This window comes from Legionella pneumophila subsp. pneumophila str. Philadelphia 1 (assembly GCF_000008485.1).
GTDB classification, from domain to species: domain Bacteria; phylum Pseudomonadota; class Gammaproteobacteria; order Legionellales; family Legionellaceae; genus Legionella; species Legionella pneumophila.
In genome coordinates this window covers 2,217,104-2,235,720 of sequence record NC_002942.5, presented here as the reverse complement: position 1 = coordinate 2,235,720, position 18,617 = coordinate 2,217,104, and the positions used below count along the sequence as shown (strand labels likewise).

Sequence of the window (18,617 nt, the reverse complement as noted above, 5' to 3'; positions counted from 1 at the left end):
AAATTGACCTCCTATGAAATCGAAATTAATTTATCTGACAGTAGCCTTGGCTGCAATTATCTTAAGCGCAGCAGTGTGGTGGTTGCAATCTCCCAAACCAACTTTCAGGCAGGTAAGCTTTAAGCATTTACCTGGGTGGGAGAATGCACAACTTAAAAAATCGTTAGAAACTTTTCAAACATCTTGTCGAGCCTTTCTAAAACAAAATCCTGAACGTGTTGTTGGCACAGAGCAGATTGATTTACAAGCAAAAGATTGGCATCCAGCCTGTCGTGCTGCTTTAAAAATAAATCCTGTTGATGAACAATCAGCAAAAGTATTTTTTGAGAAGTGGTTTGCCCCTGTGGAATTCTATGATGATAAACCAGTGAAAGGTTTATTTACGGGCTATTATATGCCTTTGATTAAAGGCAGTTATACCAAATCAAAGGAATTTAGTGTTCCTATTTATGAATTACCTAGTAATCTGGTAACTGTTGATTTGGGTTTATTTCTTCCTAATTTAAAAAACAAGAAAATCATTGGACGAATTGCAGGTAATAAAGTCGTACCATTTTACACTCGAGAGCAAATTAATAAAGGGGCAATTAAAGACACAGCTCGTGTTTTGGTCTGGATCAATAGTCCTGTTGACAGGTTATTTTTAGAAATTCAGGGCTCAGGAATCATTGAGCTTGAGGATGGTAAACGAATTTTTATAGGCTATGATGGCCAAAATGGTGCTCCTTATACTGCTATTGCTGGTGTACTGATAAAAAAAGGTATTATGACCAAGCACAATGCCTCCATGCAAAGGATTAAAAAGTATCTGGAAGCTCATCCCAAACAAATGGATAAAATAATCAATCAAAATAAATCATTTGTTTTTTTCCGCAAGTTGTCATTAGAAGCGGCTTTAGGTTCACAGGGTGTGGCATTAACACCCGGTTATTCTCTTGCTATTGATAAACAATGGATACCAATGGGAGCGCCTCTGTGGTTAAACACTACAAGACCAGATAGTAAAAATCCTGACGTCAATAAACCTATGCAACGTTTGATGATAGCTCAAGACACTGGTGGGGCTATTCGTGGTAAAGTAAGAGGTGATGTATTTTGGGGTGGTGGTGACAAAGCTACTTTGATTGCTGGCCATATGAAGAACGAGGGTCATTATTGGCTTCTTCTGCCGGCACATGCATTATCGCGCTTGGCACAGTTGAAGTAGGGGCGTAAGTCCTGTCTTTGCAATTTTTTATTTGGCTATTGGGATTCACCAGTCCTGTGACAATGAATCCCGGATAGCATTGTAAATCATTTGTTTCAAGAAATAACTCTATGTTTTTAAGATTGAGGCTCATTAATTTCTTTCTTTTCGGTTTCCGATTTCAAAGCTTCAGTTGGTGATGAATCATTAACTGGAGTAGCTGTATTCCCTTTTAGAGCCTCTTGCAGAGTAATGAATTTATAACCGTTGCTTCTATACATTTCAATGATATCCGCCAAACACAAACTATTAATCAGATTCGCATGGATGAGTAAAATATGTTTAACAGGTTGTCCTTCTACTTTCTTGACTTTTTTTTCTGCTCTCAGGGTCTGTTGCCAGATAAAAGCAAGATAGCGTTTTTTAAATTGAGCTAAACGTTGTGGTCTTTGTCTATATGGTATTCTATAAAATTGCGCATTGAATTCATAATCTTTGCTATCTATAGTGACAGGAGCAATCGTGTATTGATGGGCAGCCAGCCACTCATGCACTTTTTGCTTCTTTTCTCCACTGCCTTCAGCAAGATAAGGATAACGGAAATATTTTGGCTCAGTCATAACAGGGGATAGAACGGTATCCGCTTTTTCGATATCAGCAATATAATTTTCTGCAGTCATTGAATTTAAACTTCGATGCTTATAGGTATGATTGCCAATTGAAAAACCTTGATTACGAAAAATTTCCAGAAGCTCCCATTCATTTTTCGCTATAGCCCCTCCTATGGCAAAACCTGTGGCAGGAACCTGATTGTCAACCAAAGTGTTCACTATGGCCATAAATCTTTCCTGGGTTCGCTTCAGATTTCCTGGAGTATTTGTTCCAGAGCCCACAAAAGGTAAATCGTCAATAGTAATGGCAATTTCATGATCTTCAGCGAAGCATTGGTGGTTCAATATTAAAAATAATGATGCTACACCGAGTAGACGTTTTAACATATTTTCCCCTCTTTTCAATTTGGAAAATTTCTTATTATTTTAGGCATTTAATTTAACTATAGACGATAAATTAAATTTCCACCTGTTTGAAAATATGTATGTATTTTGAGAGGGTTTAGGTACAATAAATACTTCGATTTTTCGGCTATTGGATAATTTATTAAAGTGACAAATAGAGAATTACTTAAATTAATTTGAGTTATGCATAAGGGTTATATAAGGAGCACTCGATATCCCGGGTCCGTTTGGGGCAGGGAGATGTGTAAGCATCCTCTCAAAGCCTAAGCATGAAATATTACATTCCATACTAGGCTTCGAGATGGCATAAATGTCTCCTCAGCGTGAGCGATTCAAGATAACGGCTGATCTTATCCATAACTCACATGAAATTAGGGCTGATCATGTCAAACAATAAGACAAGGCCGTGGATATAATCTGAGAAATTGAAAGGATACTGCCTTACCCGGAATTTTGTTAAACAGGAGTTGATAATGACAAAAGAAAAATCTGAATCAGGAAATTCACCATCAAATTCAGAAGAACATGGTACTTTAGGCCCGGATGTTTATGAGAATGCAAGAAAGCTAAATATTCAATTGGCAACAAGAGGGCCTGCCATACTGTATGCATTAGGTAAAGCCAGTGAGCAAGTAACTAATGGAAATGTTGTAACGGCGGTTGGTGGCATGGTTGTTGGGGCGGTAGGTTTTTTTGGTAATCGTTTTTATCGAAACAAGGGTGATGATTCCGCGTATACTTATATGGGACAAATTGTTGGTGCGGTGCAATTTACTGCCGGATTCACACTGTTGGCATTACAGGCATTTGAGGTGTTTACAGATACTGGAGAAACAAGCCCCTTGCTCAATGTGGTAAAACTAAGTGGGGTGGCGTTAACGTTAACCGAAAGCGCTTTAATTTTAATCAACTCCTATTTATATGGGGATGGATCAGCCAAACCAACATCAATAACAAGCCCTAAGATTGATTGAATATAATAAAAAGGCTAACAGGGTTGAGATATAAAGCAGCTTAAATCAATTACTTTGATTTTAAAATAAAGGACTATTTATGACTTATTCTTTTTCCAAACCAGTGTCTTGGGTGTTTTTGTTTACCGCAGTCATTTATTTGGTCAGTCTTTCGTTTATCCAATATCCTGCCACTACTGTTTTAAAACCTATTCCAATAGTTTGTTTAATTGTTGGGGTATTCAGAACATCTCTCTCCTCATCGGCTAAAATTCTCCTGATCTTGGCACTTGTATTTTCCTTGGCAGGGGATGTGGTATTGACTTTACCCTTTTCATTGCAGTTGGAATTAGGTATCGCTTGCTTCTTGTTAGCTCATTGTTTTTATATCACTTTGTTTTTAAAATCATTTGAATTCAATAGGTTACATTTATTTTACTATCTTCCTATTTTTTTATTCATGGGGTTTGCCGCATTTACCATGATTCCATATCTTGGCAATTTATTAATTCCAGTAATGATTTATTTCTGTGTCTTGATGCTTATGGTATTTAGTGCTTTTCAGGTAAAAAAGGAAACTTTAACGATTAGCAGTGGAGCCTTGTTCTTTTTGATTTCTGATTTAACTTTGGCACTTAACTTGTTTATTTATACTCAGGCTGATGTAAGGATTTTTGTTATGTTTACCTATTACGTAGCTCAATTCTTATTAACTTTTGGTCTGGTCAGATTATATGAAAAAGGGGGTTGATGAATTTATTATTCAGATAACATAAAAAGTGTTCATCAAGTTAAATACTTTTTTACTACTCTTGTAGTCTTTATTAAAAGAATTACTTATGAATTATATAAACCAATTTGCTAAATAAAATAATTGCTTTAAAGAATCAAATTGAAAAATTAAGTGCCAATCTGGTGTTTGTATTATATTATCAGGACATTTTTAATTCTTTAATGTTTGGAGTTTTAGTGGCTTACACAAAATTTTTTGCTATCAATCCGTATGATAAGAAAAGTATGAGTATTTACCAATCGGTTAAGAAAGAATTCGAGAAGGATTTAAACCATATCGAGTCCTCTTATAGTGAACTACTCAAAGATAAAGATTTCAATTCGGCGTTGCAAGTAGAAATGAAAGAACTGGAGTTCAGGTTAAAGTATGTCCTTTTTAATTGGTTCTTCTTATTCAAAAAGGATAAGCAAGGTTTGAACAAAGAAATTTGTCAGTTCAAAGTAGATATATTGAGATTAAAAACAAAATTTATGATAAGCCATGTCTTGTTAAATCCTGATAAATACAACCTTGAGCACTACAAACTGGTGGTTAAGCATTTACATAATCAACTCGAAGATCTCAATGATAAGATAGGTCTGATGAAAGGTATTGAAATTGATATTTATAGTGACTTACCCTCTGCGATGTATGAATGGTTTGAGCAAACGTATTCTTTATTAAGTAATCGATATGATGAGTTTAAAGATGAGCTTTCTATAGGCGATGTATGGGAAGATTGGAGCTATGACAATTGCAGTAGCGGGGATGATGAGGAGTATGATGAGCCTGTTATTTCATTTAATAATACGATTCCCTAATGAACTAATCTGTCATGCTCCAACTTAATAGGGGTTGTTTTAGTAAGGCAGTGCTTCTGAAATAAGTGTAAGCCAATTTATACTTGTTCATTACTTTTTATGAGTATCTTCATAGGTTCGCTCATAAATCATAGAGGTCAAATCGTCAAAAAATCTCAAGCAAAATAATCTAAATACTTATATAGCTATATACAGTATGGTTGCTTTAAATATGTTGAAGAGCGCTAAAATACCCATGATAATGAAAGTTGTTGCAACCGAATAAATGCGGGGTTTAAATTGTTTTTCTGCTTCCTTTTTGATTAGACCATAGGCATGTCCCAAGCGTGCTATAATCAGAGAAAACATTAAAACAGTTAATAATAAAGGGGGAATCTTAAGTATAATAGATATTCCCATCAGAATTAAAGTAAATGGTACGTATTCAGCAAAGTTGGCATGCGCGCGAAAGCGGGCAATAAATGCTTTATCATCATTGGTTAAATAGAGCACATGATATTTACGACGTTGAATAATAACCAAATAACTTAAATAAAGATAAATAAAGAATAAAATACTGCTGCCCCAAGCATAGATCAAATAGCGAATGTCCATTTCGTATCCTGTTACTGATAAATTGGCACTATATCATCATAACATAGCAATTGCATGCTGCATTACAATTACAGAGTAAACAGGACTAAAGTATCTGGCTATTCACCAATATGGTATTTAATTTGGACAAAACCACCTGGATAGCTAGTGGTTGACAAGTGTTTGAGTTTAATATCATTCTCAAGAAAACCAAATAAAGGGCGGCCAGAACCGATCAAAACAGGTATCATAGTGATGGTTATCTCATCAATCAGATTATTTTGAAGGAATCTCTGGATAGTAATCCCGCCATCAAGGTATACGTGTTGAATGCCATAATGAGCCAATTCGCTAGCTAATTCTATAGGGCTCTGGTTAGAAACTGAAATGATATGTCTCAAATGTTCTGGTATCTGTATGGGTTTTGAGCTCAGTACTATTACCGGTATGGAAGCATATGGCCATTCATCAAATGTAATAACTTTTTCATAGGAATATCGACCCATAATTATCGTATCTATGGTGGCAATAAATGATCGATATCCACAATCCTCTCCAGGAGAGGCGAGAGAATTTGCTTCTATAAGCCAATCGATTGAGCCATCATTCCTTGCAATATAACCGTCGAGACTTGTTGCAATAAATACTGAAATTTTAGGTTTCATTACAAGCTTTTCTTATCTGTTATTTCAAATGAGTCTACACTTTAATAAATTAGCTAATGAATTAAAAGGGTGAGATGAAAATTTATCTTGTTCAACATGGTGACAGTTTGGATAAAGATATTGATCCTGAAAGACCTTTGAGTGATCAGGGTCAGAAAGATATTCAATTGTTAAGTAACTTCCTTTCCCTGCTTAAAATCGAAGTGTCCTGTGTATACCACAGTGGAAAATTAAGAGCACAACAAACAGCAGAGAGTTTGTCTGGTCATATTTTCAGCAAAAATGGCGTTGAGTCCAGGGCAGGGCTTGAGCCGCTTGATGATGTCATACCATTGGCAAAAGAGATTAATCAATTAAAACAAAACATGATGTTTGTAGGGCATTTGCCATTTATGAATAAACTGGTCAGCCAACTTGTTGTGGAAGAGGAACATCGCATTTTGGTTTCATTTAAACCTGGCAGTCTTGTTTGCCTCGATAAAGCAGACGGGATTGATTGGTGTATTGCCTGGATGATTTGTCCTGAGTTATTAAGAGAATGAAGAATACTGTTCTCATCTTCATAGCTCGCTGCCTATGTTTTATCCATGATTTACATCAGAGACAATTATAATTTGATATTAGATAAGTTACTTCTATTTTTTACCAGCAATTGCAAATTATTTGATTAATTTATATTCATTTTGTGTTGTTTTTTTAATATTTCCTTAAGCTAAATATGCCAAAATTTTCACTTCATTTAAGTGAGGTAATCAGTATGGGCAAGACAACAACTCCAGAAATTAATCAGTTGAATAAATATGTCATCGATAAAAAAAGCATTAAATTAGCCAATGATTTATGGGCAAGAAGTGTTCCTTTAAAAGGCACTCCTGCTGAAAGGTATATCGTAGGAACTCGAAAAATCCCGATAGACGTGGCCGAAAAATTACAGATACGAAGCTTAAAAGGCCCTATTGGTATTCCAGAGTTTGATAAAAACAAACCTTATAAAGATTATGTGGTTGCCCCTGTTTATAATCTGGATGATGAACTCGTTGGTCTACAGATAATACAAATTGACCCCGATGGCAACAAAGCAACAAACCCTGAAAATTCACATTTTTTTTGCAAGAGATATTTAGGACAGACCAATCCTCTGCGAGAAGGCAAAGCAGCTGTTATTAATAAAACAGATAACGTCGATGTTGTTTTTATTGCCGAAGGAGTTGAAACAGCGGCCAGTGTGGCGAGTCTGGATGAGGTCAGAAATAACTATTCGGTATTGGCGTCAATGGGTGTATCTCAACTACCCGCCACCTTGGCTTATGTCAAAACTCATTATCCTCCCGGGTCAACGGTTGTTTTACTGAAAGATCATGATGATCCTGTAGCGAATCCTCTGGCTAATTTAGAATTTGAAAAGGCTTGCAAAGCATTAGTGTTTGCTGGTTATAAAGTGATAGTCAAAGAGCCTCCAAATCTTAATGATGATTGGAACGACGTTATAGTAAGGGGAGGAGTAGAACTTTTAACTCGTCAGTTTAATCTTGACAATCCTGTTCTAATTGCATCGGATACCCCTGCTAGAAATAGCAAGGTAACACCCCACTTCAAAACACTGTATGCTGATCTTTTAAAGAATGAAAAATTGGCAGAAGAGCAAGTTGTTTATGGTCTTTTGGATAAATTAATTGGGCAATTGATTGATAAATTGAAGAAAACTCAATCGAGTGATGATTTGCACAAGACCATTAAAGAGATTGATGAAGTGGCTAGAACTACAGAAGGGGTTCGTACACTTTTACCTGAAACTAAGAACATCCCGTATCAATTAAGAGGGCTTCGTCGAGCACTAAAAGAACTCAAATTCCTTGAAGATAGACGTCGTGATAGTTTACGGGAAGATGAGGATATTGATTTTTCGACAGATCCGCAAACCAATAGTAATGGTGATTTATTTAAAGCCTACTCTTATGTTATGAGGCATTGTCTTAAGCACCTTCAAACTTTAAATCCTAGTGATGTTTTTGATTTGAAAAAACACAGCGAAATTCTAGGGTTTTATGAGAGAAGGTTGAACAATATTGATAATGAAATCAAAAGAATTCCGCAGCTAATTTCTGAATTTGGCAGTGATGATGAGTTCGTAATTAAGCAACTGAAAAATAAACTAAAAAGTCTGAAACTGGAAAGAAAACTCTATGCCCAGGAATTCCATGAAATGAAACAACAATTGCATCTTCTGAGAAGCGCACATCCGAAAGGCAATACTCCTTATGCAAACTACTATAAACAGTTTGTCGAAGAGGCGAACTCTATCATGATGAAAGGCAAGACCCAAACAAAGGCTATCCGGGAGGAGCTAACAGGTGTATGGGCCAACAGAAAGCAGGAATTACAAGAGGACTATAAAAAACGAATTGACGCAGCCAGGCAACATTTTGTCAGCGAAAGAAAAAAGGCAATTCCTCCTATGATTGAGTATCTGGAAGCATTAAGAGTGATTGTGAAAGAGAGAAGTAAGGAAATAGACGGCAAAAAAAGTCAAGAGAAAGAGAATACAGCTTCAGCCTCTGAATCGCGTAATTATCAAGAGCGATATTTACGCGCTATGGAAGAGTTGAGTCAATCTGAAGGAGTGGATAAACTATTACAAGACTGGTTGAATAATCTTGAAAATTTCAAAACTGTGTCTCCATTAATTTATTATCCTCCTCAAGAGGGTGCAACCGTGGAAGGGGTAGATTTGATTGATTATGATTCTGATGAAGAAAAAACCTTGGATGATTTGCGCAAGAAAATCTTTGATGATGAAGAGAGTTTACTAGAGTCTCCAATCAATGATCGTGAGAAAGGAAAGGCAAAACTGGAAGGAAAAGCAGGTGATTCTAATCCGCAGGTTATGAGTGGCCCAAGTCACCTTGCTGAGGGTTTGATGCAATCTGTTCAACCTTCCAGCCTGAAAACCAGTGATCTGCAGTTGTATTTGACTATCAAGGATTTTTCCGAGCGGTTGGCAGTGAGTCTTTACAAATCTTTTGAGGTTATTTCTCCAGAAAGTGGTGAAAGACAGGAATTTGATGGCCTTGCTTTACGGGAAAAAGGACTAACTATTATTGAGCGTAAAACAAATGATGGTACAGGTCCAGGGTTGTTTCAACGCAATTTTTGTCAGCAAAAAATTGTCTCCAAGCATGATTTTGTCTTGAAAAATATGATTGCAGAATTAAAATCCCAATCTCATCCCGAAAAATTTATTGATATTGATGTGCCGAAACCTTTGAATTGGTACAGTGAGAATTTTACTTCGGAAATGCAAGAGCACTTGGTTAATGCTGCTAAATCAATGGTTGTTAAAGCATTGCAAAACTTGACTTTGGAGTTCAATGTCAATAGGCCTAATGCCTACTCAGCAACAGATTACCGTGGATTGTTCTTTAATCGTAGTTTAATCCCGGGTGGCGTTTCACTGCGTTTTTCACAGGCTAGCAAAGGAAATGAAGCGGTAGCTCATCAGCGTATTGATGAAATTTCAAAAGCAAGAACAGCTGAACGAGAGAGCTTGATTTTACCTATGAGAGGCCAATAAAGTTCATTGGATGAATAATTCAGGTTATTTATCTTACAAAAGAGCTCCTTCATATCTAAATTGAAAAGAAGGAGTTCTTTTCACTATCGTATTTTTAATCCGAATTTCAGTTAATCCAGGAGGTTGTCTATACTTTTTGATAGTAAGAAATAAATCTCAGGATATGAATTGAATAGCATTCCTCATCTGATTTTAGGGGATATTATCACTCCTACACAAGCTGGGCAGAGTCTTCTTATCAAGAAAGGCTATGTCTTGATCAATGGTGATAGCATTATTGAGGTGGGCGAGCAGGCTCATTTCAATAAAGAAATATCCTATACGGTGTCAAATTATCCTGATCATTTAATCCTTCCTGGTTTAATTGATACACACAGCCATCTTTCCCAATACGCTATTTGTGGAGCTGGTGATTTGCCATTGATGGATTGGTTAAACACTTTGGTTTTTCCCGCTGAAACCGCTTTCTCGAGTAATCTGCAAAGATGCCAACGTCACGCTGAGCTTTATATGCATGCTTGCCTGGGTTCTGGCACAACGACTATCAATACGATGGTAACCAGCAGTCGCCAAGCGACAGAAATAGTTTGTGATGTGGCAGCCCGCCTTGGTATCAGAGCGTTTATAGGCTTGGTTTTGATGGATAGAAACGCACCTGATAATTTGCTTGTTGATTGTGCTCAGGCATTTAAAGATCTGACTGTTTTAAAAGATCGTTACCACGGTAAAAATAATATACATATCACTGTTTCTCCCCGGTTTGCAGTGACTTGTTCTGCGGCTATGTTGAGGCAAGCAGGTGAGTTCGCCCGTGCAAACAAGCTGATATTGCATACCCATCTTGATAAGGATGAAGGGTTTGATGAATTGATTCAAAGCTTGTTTAGTACAGCTCATGATTATTTTGATGTGTTTGAATCCACACAATGTATTGCTGATAAGACTGTGTTTGCCCATGGCACTTTGTTATCACTTCACGAAATGAAACGCATGGGAGACTATGCCAAGCAAGTTGGAATTAGCCATTGTCCCTCCAGTAATTTTTCTTTTGCTATGGGAATGGCACCGGTTTCTTTTTTTAAAGGCTTGGGGATTGAGGTTGGATTGGGCTCAGACAGTGGTGGAGGGGACAGTCTTTCTCTTTTTGATGAAATGCGTTCAGCGAGTTTTACTAATAAAGCATTATGGAGGCTTGATAAAAAGACAGCTTTGATTGATGCTAAAACCTGGCTATATCATGCTACTCTTGGAGGAGCGAAATTGCTGGGATTAGAGAAGCAAATTGGCAGCATTGAAGCAGGTAAAAAGGCGGATTTGATTATCCTGGATGACAGGAATAACTATCCTCTGGCAGAGCTTTCTTCTTTGTCACAAGAGTTAGCCCTTGATGAACTTCAATATCGTCTGGCAAGAGTGATTGCCAGATCCTGCGAAAACAAGTTAGTTGCTGTTTATATTGATGGAAAGAAAGTTTATCAGTAACCACTAGGCCTAATGAGATTCGAGATAAAATCAAGAGGATTAATTCCCCAAAATTTTTGAATACGTTTTTAACGTGGAAGCATCGGGTGACCGATAAACATATTTGCTTTGGGAAATTTTGGAGTCTACCAGAAATTTTGCAAAATAAATTCCGGTAGGCAGGGGCTCAATAATGGTGATGTGTAACCCTTTTTCCTCTAAACCTTTTTGAATAACTTCACGATAGCCAATCAAACGCCCTGACCCGAAAATAAGTGTATCAGCACGCTTCTTTATCACGGCATCCGCACATTGCTCAACTAAGCCATGGATTATTTTTTCTGAGCGATAATCGTCATGCGGATCCAATTGTATGCCTTGGATACATGCCAACCGATCATATAGCCCATAACTACGGACCAAACTTTCCTGAATGGGCGTCAGTTCATCTGTTGTATTGATAATCGCAAAATTATTGCCCATCATGGCTGCAACATGTGTTGCTGTTTCAGCAAGACTGACGACAGGAATTGTCACTGCCTCGCGAAGTGCGCGCATTGCCACATCTGCCATCATATCAATCACTATGGCATGAACCTTTTCTTGCTCGGCTTTTATTACTTTTTTTATGAGATAAGGCGCCATCAAAGCAATATCAAATTCGTGTCGTACCGCATCAACCGCAAGGTCAGCATAATCAACACTTAATTCCAGGCCAGGGTTTTCAAACGGTTTTAACATGTCCTTGTTTAAAACTTTAGTATTGTACCCAGGCAGTATTACGCGTATATGAGTCATCCTTAATCACTCCAGAAAATTAGTCTAGTAACGCCATCATGCGACGGGCATTGTTGTACACTTTTGCTATGTTACGAGCTTCAAGCTTTTCAAAAGGTATTTGTGGAAAAACACGTTGTATTAAATAATCGTATAAAGCATATTGAAATCCGAGTCGCCACTCTGTTGCATCAATCGCCTGTTTTGTTGTTTCGCCAAGTTTTATTCGATGTCTCTCTATATAATTTCCTAATAACGTACTATCGAAATTTTCAGGTAAGACATAAGACAAAAACTCAACAATATCGCGTTGTGGTATATGAATAGTTGCAATTTCCCAATCATAAACCAAAACTTTTTTTGTCCCGTTTTGATTACATAATGCAATATTTTTCGGTACACAGTCATTTTGTACCAATGTTTTAGCCATAGCATCAATTTTGATATGCCATTGCGGCATAGTTTCAATAAGATGAGTATGGAATAAATAATCTTCCTTTGTAAGAAAAGGCAAATTTGATGTTTTCACGGCTTTTTCCAGGGCATTCCAATAAGGTATGAAGCGTTGCATTTGGTCGGTATTTAACGGATTTTTGAAGCCTTTGATCTCAGCAATCGTTTTTTCTTTTTTATACCAGACAGCGTGCATCGGAGCAATCGCATCAATCAACGCTTCAATGGCTGTTTGATCCCATTTCGAGGTATTAAAAGGATCGAGGGATAGCCATTCTTCATCAAGGCACTCTAAAATTAATACACAAGCTTCTTCTTGCTCGTCTAAATAAGTTCCATAGCATAATGGCATAGCATATTGAAAGGCTTCAAATGAATGTTGCATATTGTAAATAGTGATTTCTTTCCTGTTTAAATTTGAAAATTCCAGTTGTGATAAATAGTCAAGGATAGGCATTTCCGTTTGAATACCGCATTTTGTAAAGGCATTGGATATAACCTGGAGATAATGCTTATCGCTAATTTTAGATTTGACGATGACATGGCGGGTTTGTATTTTACCGTTTTTTTTAAAGCTTATTTTATAACGTTGTACTCCTATGGGGTGATCCCCCTGTTTGGGGTGTTTGGCAGACCATGCCATTTTATCACTGGCAGAAGGAGAGTATTCTGCTGACAATACTTCTAGTGAAGGATCAGAAAAATATTTTTTTAAGTTGTCTTCGAAAAAAAGTTCTGAAAATCCCAATCCATAGGGTGTTGTTTTAATATATCCCTTGTTTAGCATTTTCACTCCCTTATCAACCCTATTTCAATTAAGAATAGCAGCATTGAGCTTTATTGAACATTTATTGGGGAAGAGAGTCATAATGATTAGGCTTGTTCATTGTCAGATAGATTTCTATCCATTAATGAGCAAGCCAGGCATTTTTATAATGTTACCAATTTAAAGCTAAATAAATTCGATTTTATTTATTTCCTCTTGTGGAGGAGGAAGTTTTTTCTCGATAGTTACAATTTTGGTCTGAATCTGCTTAACAAAAGCGGTATTATTCACACCTGAGTTTTCCTGCATTAGCTCATATGTTTCTTTCAGATCTTTCAATGCCTCATCGAACTCTTTTCTTTGTGTCTTGACATCAAAAGCATTACCTAGTTCAACGAGGGCTGAGGCTTTTCGGAATAATAATTTGAAAAGCATCTCTTTATCCTCTGCTTTTATTTCCGCATAAGCCTTGATGCCTTCATTTGCCAGATTTATGCATTGTTCATATTTTTTTAACTTCAGGCAGGTTTGGCAGGCATTGGAATGCAATGTCACAAAATCCATTGTCAGTGGCAAGGCTTTTTCAAAGGATTGATACAAATGGATAGCATTAAGATAGCATTCCAAAGCACTTTCATAATTAGGTTTCTTGAAAAGTTCATTGCCTAAAAGCTTTAATTCGCTAGCAATGGCGGCAACATCTTCGATTTCTTTAACTGACCCGCAAGCAGAGCAAAGAATTTTCTTTGCTTGCTCAAGCGAAGAGCCTTTAATGTTATCCACTCTTTGCAGATAAAACTGTTCAATCAGGTTGCCATGATAGCCTACATATCTAGCTACTTGTTGATAGTAATTATCAAATAAGAACCCCAGTCCTTTACTTGTACCATGTACAGTATCAAATAGAAAATTGGCACGTTCAATTCCACTTTCTATGCCAATTCCTTTACGATAATCGGGTTCAATTTGACAATCACCGCCTGCCAGAACAACAGGTAAGTCTTCACCAAGATAAAATGGCTTATCGACATACTTGGGAAAAACAGGGAAATGTCCAAACGAATGAATTGTAAAATCAATGTCTTCAAAACCGTATTTCAATTTGAGTAAATCTTTAAGAAATTCAATTTGTACACTCTTGTCTTTCTCTTTCAAATTATCGGGTACTTCATAATAAATAAAATAATTAACGCCACCTTCTTCATTTTTTGCAGAGCGTATGTCGACCACTGGAAATCAAAAATTTGGCCAATCATATTTTTGTCGTAATTTGCATAGTTGTTTCGCCTGGAGCAAGGGATCTATTTCGTCTGGGATGAGTAGTTTCTTTGAGAACCATACGATTAGAACCAGAACAATCAACTACCATGTCACATTTGACTGTACGGATGTTTTCCTTGGTATCTTTATACGAAACCAAATTGTCGCTTAGGCCGGAGAATGTCCCTTTTTTAAATTGTACACCCCTGCTTTCGCAATATTCGTATAGTGATTTTTCAAAATCCCTGATATACATGGCCTCACTCGGGATCCCTTTGCCGGACGGCATACTAATTGAGAATCGAGAGCTTATCGATTTGATTGCTTTGTAAGCATTGCTTTGGGCTATTCTATTTTATTTTATAAATGCTGCTGTCTGTTTGAATTTGGTATAACTATGCTTTTTATTTGCAGTTTTTGGTTTTGAATAGATTGAGGAGGTAGCGAGATACGTTAGATCCTTTATTCTATGCCTTCATTACCATGCCCCGGGATTTTTTGATATAAATGGAACTTCCCATTAATCCACTTAAAAATGAGGACATCAACTTTGGCATTGCCGCCGTTGATATTGGCAGGAATACCCGGCTCATCTTTTGACAACTGAGGTATAGCAAGGTATTGAGCACTATCGAGTGAAAAGGTGTTATATCTCTTGCTCCCGATGTTTTTAAATATTGATAGGGGACAAGTACCGTTTTGGATTGTCCTAAAATAGGAAATATAAGCAATAAAATAGTACTTGCGAGTAATTTTTTTTATCATCGCTGGATTACAGGATTATTGTTCGGATAGGTGGATATGCCTTCTGGGAAACCAGTAGTAATACCCGGGATGCTGATTTTATTGTAATTCCAGTTTTTTTCGGCAAGTTCACCAGCCATCCAAAACCCAACAGTATTGGATAACATTTCAGTCGGTTCTGCCAATGAAAACTTTAAGCGCATTAGAAAATCTTCGATTTTAGGTGGTTTGGAATAAGTATAATCACCGGGTATAGCAGGTCGATCTGGTAAGAAGATGCTCGTGATGTTAGTAAAGACTTCGTTGGCGATGATTCTACGGTTATGTCTTGCGCCCCATACCGTATTATTATAATAGTTGTAATCTGCTTGTGTTAACTCTTGTGCGCCTAACGATGGTTTCACTGCGGCATAAGGCGTGATATAAATTCTATCTGTAGCTAATTTATTATTGGATAGTGCTTGAACAAATGGGACCAACCAATTGCTGCCTTTGCTTACGCCAGCTGAAACATTAGATCCTGCGACAAAACGAATAATTACCTTCGCATGAGGCCAATCTATTTTTAATTGGCTTATTTTACTATGAAGTTGATCCATGCTTTGCAAGGCGGTTAACATAAAAGTGCCGATCATGACGTTATTATAAGGAATAGGATACGTTTTATTGCCGTTAAGAAAGTCGTTTTGTAAAGAGGCCATATCAAACGATAGTTTTTCGTTCAATACATCACTCATGTAATTGCCTGCCATAGAACAGGCATAATCAATCATATTATGGATTGTAGTGAGATGAGGCTTCCAGGCTGGAGCATTGACTTGCTCCAGCCAATTATTGGGTGTTTGTGCATTGATTACTTTTACTGCCTGGATATCCTTAAGTAAATTTTCCATTTGTGATTTCCAGCTTGCATCGCCATTTTCTTTAATTTTTGCGAGATACATCAGAGCTGGACCAATGTGTGATATCGCAGTCATCTCAGTGAATCCTGAATTTGGCGCAGTGCGCATCAATTGCTTTAGCTTAAGCTGACGGTCACTATTATAAATATAAAGTGTGGAGTTGATGAACAGGATTAATTGGCCTTCATTTTGCTGCGCCAAGCTGCTGTTTTTTTTCATTTCTGACTGAAATAAGGTTTGTGAAATATTGATTTTACCTTTGGGATATCCTGGAGTTTCATCTCCGGTGAAATCAAAATATAAATTCCAAAAAGCTTGAGGTGTGACATACGTGTTATTAGAAGAGCTACTGCCCACACCATTATTAATGGAAGCCGATAAACCTTTATTATTGGTATTATTGGTATGAGCAAAAACGATTGGATTAAAATGCAACGCCAATAACATGATGAGGGAGAAAATGCGGGTCGTTAAGGTTTTCATGATTCAATCCTTGGTGGTTTGGGCTGTGTTCCTAGCAAATTAAAGCCACAAATTTACCGGAAAATTATATTGATAATCGTTACGGAAATCCATCGACACTCATGGGTTAGGACCTGGGAAATCAGCTTGTAGTTATTCTTTATTTCTTAATCGCTCTCGTTAGGTTCTGGCTATTCTTAACTGGCATGTACTATGAGTTTTATTCTTATGATGCTCATCCGGGCTTAATATCAATCTGTATAAAATATATTCATATCTAGGTTGGAGAATTGATATGAAGACAGAAAATTTACCACAGGCTGGTCAAGAGGCTCAAATTGACAAAAAAATCCATTTTATATGGGTTGGTCATATTATGCCTCAAAAAAACATCCAGGTTGTCTCCGAATGGGCTGAAAAGAACCCTGGCTATGAAACGATTATCTGGGTAGATAAAAAAATAGCGCCTGCCAAAGAACTCGATCTTTTTATTCTAGACATGAAATCCAAAGGCATCACGGTAAAAGATATTAATGAAGAAGGTGTGTGCCGGGATAGCATACGTCATGAACTCGATCAGGAATCTCCTAATTATGGGATGGTGAGTGATATGTTGCGATTAAATATCTTGGCTGCAGAGGGAGGAATTTATTTGGATTCAGATATCTTATGCTCTGCTCCTTTCCCTGATGAAATTTATGCGCCTTTTGGGTTTCTATTGTCTCCCTGGTCTCAGGGAGCTAATAATACTCTTTGCAATGATATCATTTTATGTAGCAAAGGAAATCAAATAATCCAGCAATTAGCAGATGCGATCGAGCAATCCTATATTGCGAGAGATTCTTTTGAGTTCACTCATGAATATGCATCAATGAAGGAAACAAAAGGGGAGAGAATTGCTAAAACATTAGGTGTGACTGGTCCAGGGTTTTTATTTCATCAGTTAAAAAAAATGGGAATCCTGAATGACAAAAGTGAAATGGAAGCGATTCATTGGGAATTACAAGATCAAAGGTATTTAATCGATGGTAGTGTGAAGGAGCCAGACTATTTTTATGTACCACAGAACAATACAAATGACGCCAGTTGGGTTCCCAGTATCAAAAGGCCGGGGATAGAAAACATGAGTTTTCAAGAAAGACTTGAAAATGCAGTTCAATTGATAGCTTTTGATATTCAAAAGACTGGTTTATTTAATTTGGATCATTATGCCAATGAATTAAAAGTAAAACAAAACAGCTGGTGTATTGCTGCAGAAACATCCCCTGAGCTAAAACCGGATTCCTATTTGTTGATTAGACCCAGGGACAAAACTGGGGAATGGACTCTATATTATGTTGATGAGGATAAAAAATTAAATCCTGTGACATTACCAGTCATTAAAGGGGCTATTAAACTTTCAGAAGTCTCAGATCCCCTCAGAAAATTTCATACCTTATTAAGCCAGGTTTCTGATCCTGTAAATCCAACAGCTCATGAATTAAAGCAGATTGGCAGAGCCTTAATAGAACTTAAACCCAGGCAAGATGAATGGCACTGCAAAAACAAATGGTCTGGTGCTGAGGAAATCGCACAGGAGCTTTGGCAAAGAATTACTTCAAATGAAACGTTAAGAGCACAAATTAAACAATGTTTCACTCAATTTGAATCATTAAAACCAAGGGTAGCTGAGTTAGGTTTAACAAGAGCCTCTGGAGCGGGAACAGAAGTTGAAGCGCATGAGTCTACTGTTAAAGAACAAGAAATTATCTCGCAGAACACTGTTGGAGAAGAAGGTACTAAAGAAAAGAATTCTGTCCAATTAGCGTCAGAAAACTCATCTGACGAGAAGATAAAAACTGCTCATGATTTAATTGATGAAATTATTCAGGATGTGATTCAGCTGGATGGAAAATTAGGTTTATTGGGTGGAAATACTCGCCAGCTGGAAGATGGTAGAGTTATTAATATACCTAATGGCGCTGCTATGATATTTGATGATTATAAAAAATATAAGCAAGGAGAGTTAACGGCAGAAAGTGCGTTAGAATCTATGATAAAAATCGCAAAACTGTCTAATCAACTTAATCGGCATACCTTTTTTAATCAAAGGCAACCAGAAACCGGGCAATTCTATAAAAAAGTGGCTGCAATTGATTTACAAACAACCATTGCAGCGGAATACGATAACAATCATGGTTTAAGAATATAATTTTTATATATACAATGAATTGGTGTTGACTTAATCTGATTGCC

General features: G+C 37.0%; 16 protein-coding genes. 8 read left to right on the top strand and 8 right to left on the bottom strand.

The genetic code is table 11. The annotated features are described in order from the left end of the window. Positions 1 to 13 precede the first annotated feature (13 nt). Complete coding sequence (gene mltA / locus LPG_RS10005) at positions 14 to 1,207, top strand: murein transglycosylase A (RefSeq protein ID WP_010947710.1); 1,194 nt, start codon at positions 14 to 16, stop codon at positions 1,205 to 1,207. Between the two features lie 116 nt (positions 1,208 to 1,323). Here mltA and LPG_RS10000 read toward each other — a convergent pair whose 3' ends face one another. Then, positions 1,324 to 2,184, bottom strand: a complete 861-nt coding sequence (locus LPG_RS10000) for a polysaccharide deacetylase family protein (protein ID WP_015444347.1) — start codon at positions 2,182 to 2,184, stop codon at positions 1,324 to 1,326. Positions 2,185 to 2,675: 491 nt separating this feature from the next. Here LPG_RS10000 and LPG_RS09995 point away from each other — a divergent pair, with 491 nt between their 5' ends. The 3 genes from LPG_RS09995 to LPG_RS09985 all read left to right on the top strand — a co-directional run bounded on the left by LPG_RS09995 (position 2,676) and on the right by LPG_RS09985 (position 4,748). Continuing rightward, positions 2,676 to 3,176: a hypothetical protein gene (locus LPG_RS09995; RefSeq protein WP_015444348.1), complete on the top strand. Its 501-nt coding sequence runs from the start codon at positions 2,676 to 2,678 to the stop codon at positions 3,174 to 3,176. Positions 3,177 to 3,255: 79 nt separating this feature from the next. Then, the gene (locus LPG_RS09990) at positions 3,256 to 3,906 is read left to right on the top strand and encodes a lysoplasmalogenase (RefSeq protein ID WP_010947707.1); all 651 of its coding nucleotides are present in this window, start codon (positions 3,256 to 3,258) and stop codon (positions 3,904 to 3,906) included. 218 nt (positions 3,907 to 4,124) lie between these two features. Then, entirely contained in the window at positions 4,125 to 4,748 is a 624-nt protein-coding gene (locus tag LPG_RS09985) for a hypothetical protein (RefSeq protein WP_025862380.1), read from the top strand. A gap of 177 nt (positions 4,749 to 4,925) precedes the next feature. Here the strand turns inward: LPG_RS09985 and LPG_RS09980 are convergent, their stop codons facing one another. After that, the gene (locus LPG_RS09980) at positions 4,926 to 5,342 is read right to left on the bottom strand and encodes an MAPEG family protein (RefSeq protein WP_010947705.1); all 417 of its coding nucleotides are present in this window, start codon (positions 5,340 to 5,342) and stop codon (positions 4,926 to 4,928) included. Between the two features lie 98 nt (positions 5,343 to 5,440). Further along, a complete protein-coding gene (locus tag LPG_RS09975; protein ID WP_010947704.1) occupies positions 5,441 to 5,986 on the bottom strand; it encodes a dihydrofolate reductase family protein in 546 nt (181 codons plus the stop codon). A 74-nt stretch (positions 5,987 to 6,060) separates the two neighbouring features. Between LPG_RS09975 and sixA the strand changes: the two genes are divergently transcribed. The 3 genes from sixA (at position 6,061) to LPG_RS09960 (ending at position 11,039) form a co-directional block, all read left to right on the top strand. Beyond that, complete coding sequence (sixA, locus tag LPG_RS09970; protein ID WP_010947703.1) at positions 6,061 to 6,528, top strand: phosphohistidine phosphatase SixA; 468 nt, start codon at positions 6,061 to 6,063, stop codon at positions 6,526 to 6,528. A 176-nt stretch (positions 6,529 to 6,704) separates the two neighbouring features. Then, a complete protein-coding gene (locus LPG_RS09965) occupies positions 6,705 to 9,557 on the top strand; it encodes a lpg1986 family Dot/Icm T4SS effector (protein WP_010947702.1) in 2,853 nt (950 codons plus the stop codon). Positions 9,558 to 9,725: 168 nt separating this feature from the next. Further along, positions 9,726 to 11,039 carry an amidohydrolase family protein gene (locus LPG_RS09960; RefSeq protein ID WP_010947701.1) on the top strand — a complete coding sequence of 438 codons (1,314 nt, stop codon included), beginning with the start codon at positions 9,726 to 9,728 and terminating at the stop codon, positions 11,037 to 11,039. Positions 11,040 to 11,078: 39 nt separating this feature from the next. Here LPG_RS09960 and LPG_RS09955 read toward each other — a convergent pair whose 3' ends face one another. The 5 genes from LPG_RS09955 to LPG_RS09935 form a co-directional block, all read right to left on the bottom strand. Further along, positions 11,079 to 11,816, bottom strand: coding sequence for an aspartate/glutamate racemase family protein (locus tag LPG_RS09955; RefSeq protein ID WP_010947700.1), 738 nt, complete (start codon positions 11,814 to 11,816; stop codon positions 11,079 to 11,081). Between the two features lie 19 nt (positions 11,817 to 11,835). Next, on the bottom strand, positions 11,836 to 13,035 hold the full coding sequence (locus tag LPG_RS09950) for a hydroxymethylglutaryl-CoA reductase (protein ID WP_015444350.1): 1,200 nt from the start codon (positions 13,033 to 13,035) through the stop codon (positions 11,836 to 11,838). A gap of 165 nt (positions 13,036 to 13,200) precedes the next feature. Continuing rightward, positions 13,201 to 14,244, bottom strand: coding sequence for a hypothetical protein (locus LPG_RS09945; RefSeq protein ID WP_010947698.1), 1,044 nt, complete (start codon positions 14,242 to 14,244; stop codon positions 13,201 to 13,203). Positions 14,245 to 14,736: 492 nt separating this feature from the next. Beyond that, positions 14,737 to 15,039, bottom strand: coding sequence for a hypothetical protein (locus tag LPG_RS09940; RefSeq protein WP_010947696.1), 303 nt, complete (start codon positions 15,037 to 15,039; stop codon positions 14,737 to 14,739). After that, the gene (locus tag LPG_RS09935) at positions 15,036 to 16,403 is read right to left on the bottom strand and encodes a DUF5624 domain-containing protein (protein ID WP_010947695.1); all 1,368 of its coding nucleotides are present in this window, start codon (positions 16,401 to 16,403) and stop codon (positions 15,036 to 15,038) included. Before LPG_RS09935 ends, LPG_RS09940 begins: the two co-directional genes overlap by 4 nt. 235 nt (positions 16,404 to 16,638) lie before the next feature. Here LPG_RS09935 and setA point away from each other — a divergent pair, with 235 nt between their 5' ends. Further along, positions 16,639 to 18,573, top strand: coding sequence for a Dot/Icm T4SS effector SetA (setA, locus tag LPG_RS09930; protein ID WP_010947694.1), 1,935 nt, complete (start codon positions 16,639 to 16,641; stop codon positions 18,571 to 18,573). Positions 18,574 to 18,617 lie beyond the last annotated feature (44 nt).

What these genes read in the sequence shown, in the direction of transcription:
- LPG_RS09965 (WP_010947702.1), top strand. Translation starts at nt 6,705, where the DNA reads ATGCCAAAATTTTCACTTCATTTAAGTGAGGTAATCAGTATGGGCAAG.
- LPG_RS09955 (WP_010947700.1), bottom strand. Translation starts at nt 11,816, where the DNA reads ATGACTCATATACGCGTAATACTGCCTGGGTACAATACTAAAGTTTTA.
- LPG_RS09975 (WP_010947704.1), bottom strand. Translation starts at nt 5,986, where the DNA reads ATGAAACCTAAAATTTCAGTATTTATTGCAACAAGTCTCGACGGTTAT.
- LPG_RS09950 (WP_015444350.1), bottom strand. Translation starts at nt 13,035, where the DNA reads ATGCTAAACAAGGGATATATTAAAACAACACCCTATGGATTGGGATTT.
- LPG_RS10000 (WP_015444347.1), bottom strand. Translation starts at nt 2,184, where the DNA reads ATGTTAAAACGTCTACTCGGTGTAGCATCATTATTTTTAATATTGAAC.
- LPG_RS09935 (WP_010947695.1), bottom strand. Translation starts at nt 16,403, where the DNA reads ATGAAAACCTTAACGACCCGCATTTTCTCCCTCATCATGTTATTGGCG.
- mltA (WP_010947710.1), top strand. Translation starts at nt 14, where the DNA reads ATGAAATCGAAATTAATTTATCTGACAGTAGCCTTGGCTGCAATTATC.
- LPG_RS09990 (WP_010947707.1), top strand. Translation starts at nt 3,256, where the DNA reads ATGACTTATTCTTTTTCCAAACCAGTGTCTTGGGTGTTTTTGTTTACC.
- LPG_RS09940 (WP_010947696.1), bottom strand. Translation starts at nt 15,039, where the DNA reads ATGATAAAAAAAATTACTCGCAAGTACTATTTTATTGCTTATATTTCC.
- sixA (WP_010947703.1), top strand. Translation starts at nt 6,061, where the DNA reads ATGAAAATTTATCTTGTTCAACATGGTGACAGTTTGGATAAAGATATT.
- LPG_RS09980 (WP_010947705.1), bottom strand. Translation starts at nt 5,342, where the DNA reads ATGGACATTCGCTATTTGATCTATGCTTGGGGCAGCAGTATTTTATTC.
- LPG_RS09995 (WP_015444348.1), top strand. Translation starts at nt 2,676, where the DNA reads ATGACAAAAGAAAAATCTGAATCAGGAAATTCACCATCAAATTCAGAA.